Source organism: Limnofasciculus baicalensis BBK-W-15 (assembly GCF_024178385.1).
Lineage (GTDB): Bacteria > Cyanobacteriota > Cyanobacteriia > Cyanobacteriales > Coleofasciculaceae > Limnofasciculus > Limnofasciculus baicalensis.
Map to the genome: position 1 here is coordinate 1 of NZ_JAMZMM010000463.1, position 4,083 is coordinate 4,083.

The 4,083-nt window shown below is 43.4% G+C and carries 4 protein-coding genes; all 4 read right to left on the minus strand.

Going from position 1 to position 4,083, the window contains the following annotated elements; translation table 11 throughout:
* Positions 1–1,480, minus strand: a 1,480-nt coding sequence (locus tag NJ959_RS26550) for a site-2 protease family protein (RefSeq protein WP_254014764.1), incomplete at its 3' end; no start/stop codon positions are given.
* 218 nt (positions 1,481–1,698) lie between these two features.
* Complete coding sequence (murQ, locus tag NJ959_RS26555) at positions 1,699–2,622, minus strand: N-acetylmuramic acid 6-phosphate etherase (protein ID WP_254014765.1); 924 nt, start codon at positions 2,620–2,622, stop codon at positions 1,699–1,701.
* 166 nt (positions 2,623–2,788) lie between these two features.
* Complete coding sequence (locus NJ959_RS26560; protein WP_254014766.1) at positions 2,789–3,166, minus strand: DUF3110 domain-containing protein; 378 nt, start codon at positions 3,164–3,166, stop codon at positions 2,789–2,791.
* Between the two features lie 167 nt (positions 3,167–3,333).
* The gene (locus tag NJ959_RS26565; protein ID WP_254014767.1) at positions 3,334–4,050 is read right to left on the minus strand and encodes a M15 family metallopeptidase; all 717 of its coding nucleotides are present in this window, start codon (positions 4,048–4,050) and stop codon (positions 3,334–3,336) included.
* Positions 4,051–4,083: the final 33 nt, after the last annotated feature.

Consider the following 4,083-nt stretch of genomic DNA (forward strand, 5'->3'; position numbering starts at 1 on the left):
GAGTTGCTACCATCCAAAATAGTGATAATAAACCCAAAATTGCCCTGCTATCATCCGGTTCAGTAATTTCATTAAGACTAGGACGTTCCAGGGAACGTTGCAAGAACAAAATCACGATCGCCCAATATAAAATAATGGGATTAGCGGGATTTATTAATGCCACAATCCCCAAAATCACTAAAGTAGCAATTGTAGCGCGTTGAGCAATTGTCCGTCCATAGATAGCTTGAACAATTCGCCCACCATCCAATTGTCCAGCAGGCATCAAATTCAACGCAGTCACCACTAATCCGAGCCAACCCACTATCGTCAGAGGGTGAACGTCAATTAAAGGTTCTTGTAATGCACTTCCCAGTATAATTCGGGCAATTGTACCTACTAAAATCGAACCCTGAAAAAACTGAACAGGGACTTGAAAACCACTACCTTGATGAGATAAAATTAATCCTCCAATTAACATTAGGACAGAAACAATCGCACCCGCCGCAGGTCCAGCAAAGGAGATATCAAATAAAGCTTTTCGACCAGGCAATAGTGATGCAAATCGGGTAATTGCACCAAAACCACCAATTTGCAAACTGGGGATAAAAAATGGAAAACTCAATCGTACTTGGTGACGTTTTGCCATCAACAAATGACCCAATTCATGAGCTATCAAAACCAACCAAAGACCAATACTAATAGGTAGGGTTTCACCAAACCGTTCCGGATTGGTGAAAAAGTCAAAGTTCAGCAATAACCCCGCCGCTGCCAAACTAGTAACAATTGTCGTAAATAATAGGACAATCGCGAGTCCTTTTTCCCCTCTAGTTAAAGGTTGAGGGTCGTTATTACTAGGGAGAATAATCGCTACAGGTTTCTCTTCCGGACCTTCTACTAAAAATAGCCGATATCGGTCGCCAAGTCTTTCCTGTAAGCTAGCAGATAATTGAGCATGGACAATCTCGGGATTATGTCCCCGTAAATTACCTTTTAAAATTACCCCTTCCTGATAGGGAATAGTTTCGGTAATAAAAAAGGTATCAATGCCAAAAATTCCCTGAATAATTTTTAACTCTTCAGCCGGAATCGGGACAACTTTAGTCTCCTCTGGACTTATACCACTTGAAGACTCACTCCTGGTGATACCTTGTCCATCAGAATTTTGAGCATCACTGCCTTGTAGTTGATTTTCAAGCGCCTTTTTAGCACGCTCTTGTAAGAATGCTTCTTCACCTGCATCACGCAAACGTTTGCCCAGGAAAATGTACAATCCAGCAGATCCCACAAACACAAATAAAATGCTGACGATATTGAGATAAATGCCAGCAGCAAATAAACCCAAAAATAACAGCCATGGCACTGTAAATACAACCGACTGTAACCAGGCGAGCATACCCAATTTGCCGTAAGACCGAGAGCGATTCAAGCTCCAACCCAGAATAGCGATCGCCACTAGAATAATAATAACCGTTGCTGTCGTCTCCGATCCGTTAAACATGGTTTAGCCAAGAATCTCTACTTAGACATCATAGAAGCTGAGAGCCACCGCACCGATCGTCGGTGGATGAGAGCCACCAGGAGAATTTATCCTCCTCTATCTGAAAAACTACCGCAAAAATATGATATTGTACACAAAAGCAAAAGTCCTCACCGATTTCCTAGCAAACAGGTAGATAAACAGAGAAATAGGTAGATTTGGAAGAACAGTTTTAGCCGCTAACCCCTAACCCCTAGCACCTTTTCCACAGCCACTCGCAGATTGCCATGGTTTTGGCTAAGGAGACTAGCACCTTCTACTTTATCCAATCCTGTCCAATACATTAACAGCGCTAGTTTCACCTGTCTGCCGCTACGTTCTAGTAAAAAACCTGCCTCCTCTCGGCTCAGACTGGTAAGATCTTGTAACATCCGTAAGGCGCGATCGTGAAGTTTCCTATTCGTCACTGCCACATCCACCATCCGATTGCCATAGACTTTGCCCAGTTGTACCATTACCCCAGTCGAAAGGATATTTAATGCCATTTTGGTTACTGTTCCAGCTTTTAGTCGCGTGGAACCTGCTATAATTTCTGGACCTACCAGTAACCTAATATCCACATCCACCTCAATTTTCACTTGCTCGACGGGAACACAAGTCATGAAAATAGTAGTGGCTCCTCGCCCTCGTGCGGCGGCGATAGCACCATGGACAAATGGAGTTGTGCCACCCGCTGCGATACCAACAATGACATCTAATTCCGTAATCTGGCGATGAGCAATCGCCTCTGCCCCATCTTCTGCCTGATCTTCCAAATCTTCCGAACTCCGCACCAATGCCCCCGCACCCCCCGCAATAATCCCCTGTACCAGTTCCGGTGGCGTACAGAATGTTGGAGGACATTCGGCGGCATCTAATACCCCCAATCGTCCGCTAGTCCCCGCTCCGACGTAAAATAAGCGTCCCCCTTGAGCCAGGGATTTAGCTGTCTTGTCAATAGCTTCTGCCAGTTGAATGCGGGAGGATGCGATCGCAATTAATGTTTTTTCATCCTCTTTATTAAATAAATCTACTAACTCTAGGGCACTTAACTGATCTAGATTTTGACTATTGGGATTAACCTGTTCTGTTAGTAAATGACCCCGTTCTTCTACATTATTCATTGGTTGTTTGTTGTTTGTTGTTTGTTGTTTGTTGTTTGTTTATTCTTGACAATGAAATTCTTTTCGCTATTATTGATAGATAGCTGACTATTTTTTTAGTATATCTCATACACCAATACTCTTATTGTGACAAATAACCAACAACCAACAACCAACAACCAATAACTTACAATAAATTTTCTAACTGACGGCGAATCCGATCTAAATCTGACAAATCTAATTCTTGGGGTTTCTTTGCCTCTAATTGCCAATCGGTTTCATCTACATTAGTTTCCGGTGGTACGGCTAACATCCCTTCTTCAACAAGCTGACATTCAAAACCTGCACTTTGGCAGAATTCTTCGATTTCTTCACTATCGAACCCCTCTATTGTGGGTTCAGGGAAATCCTGCGCTTCTAACATCAACCCGAAACGGATAGCGTCGTCTTCTGATTCAAACATCAAAACTACATCCCGATTGTCCCCTACTTTGAGGGAGTGAATCCCTTCATTTTCGGTTCGGGCATTGAATAATAGAACAAATACTCGCTTGGGTGCAATCATAAGTCTTTGTAGAGCGGCGCATTCTATTTTGGCACAATTGATGTACTCTCTGGGCGAGGTTTCTTTAATAATCCCGGTTTTTCAAAGAAACCGGGATTCTGAGGATTATCAGGAGTAACTCAGGTTGGTAGTAGGCGCTTCAGCGCTGAAGCGCTTACTACCAACTGCTATATAGTACAGATATCGCCATTACAGATTCCATAACGGGCTGTCACCTTTTGATCGGGATTTTCTTGATTCCATAACCAAGCCCACATCTGATCTCCCATGGAGAAATGCCACCACTCTCCAGGATTGCGTCGAAATCCTGCCTTGAGCATTACAGAATGTAGTAGAAATCTATTGGTATGATAAGGTTGGTCTGACCAATTGGCATAGTAATCGGGATGAGAGCGAGGTGATAGTTCATCAATAGCAGAACCCATATCAATTGGGTAATCTGTAGTATCAATCAAAGTAACATCGATCGCAGCGCCTGTACTGTGAGGTGGTGGTGTCATGGGATTCAGGCTGGGAATAGCCCAGATTTGATAAACTTCCTGCCAAATAGCTTCCCGCTGTGCATCGGATAGAGTGCTGGGATTTAAGTTTTGCCCTTGGACAACTTGAGCGAAGGTATAGTTTACCATAAATTGTTGAACATCTACAGGTCTATAGGCATCAAAAATTTGGATACGCCAACCGGGATATCGCTGCTGCAGATAATTTTGGGCGGTAATCAGTCCTGTCAAAACTGTCTGACGGAGATAATAAGGTGATGCTTCTCGATATGGTGCGCCCAATTTTTGGTAGGGGTGAGGTAATTCTACCCCAAACTGTTCCAGGGGAATTGGCACAAGTGGTTCTCCACATTCTACGATAAGGATTTGGTGATAGGGTTTCATCATGGGGAATAGGGAATAGGGAATGGGGAATAG

Coding starts and splice junctions, on each gene's coding strand:
- murQ (WP_254014765.1), bottom strand. CDS start 2,622: ATGAATAATGTAGAAGAACGGGGTCATTTACTAACAGAACAGGTTAAT.
- NJ959_RS26560 (WP_254014766.1), bottom strand. CDS start 3,166: ATGATTGCACCCAAGCGAGTATTTGTTCTATTATTCAATGCCCGAACC.
- NJ959_RS26565 (WP_254014767.1), bottom strand. CDS start 4,050: ATGAAACCCTATCACCAAATCCTTATCGTAGAATGTGGAGAACCACTT.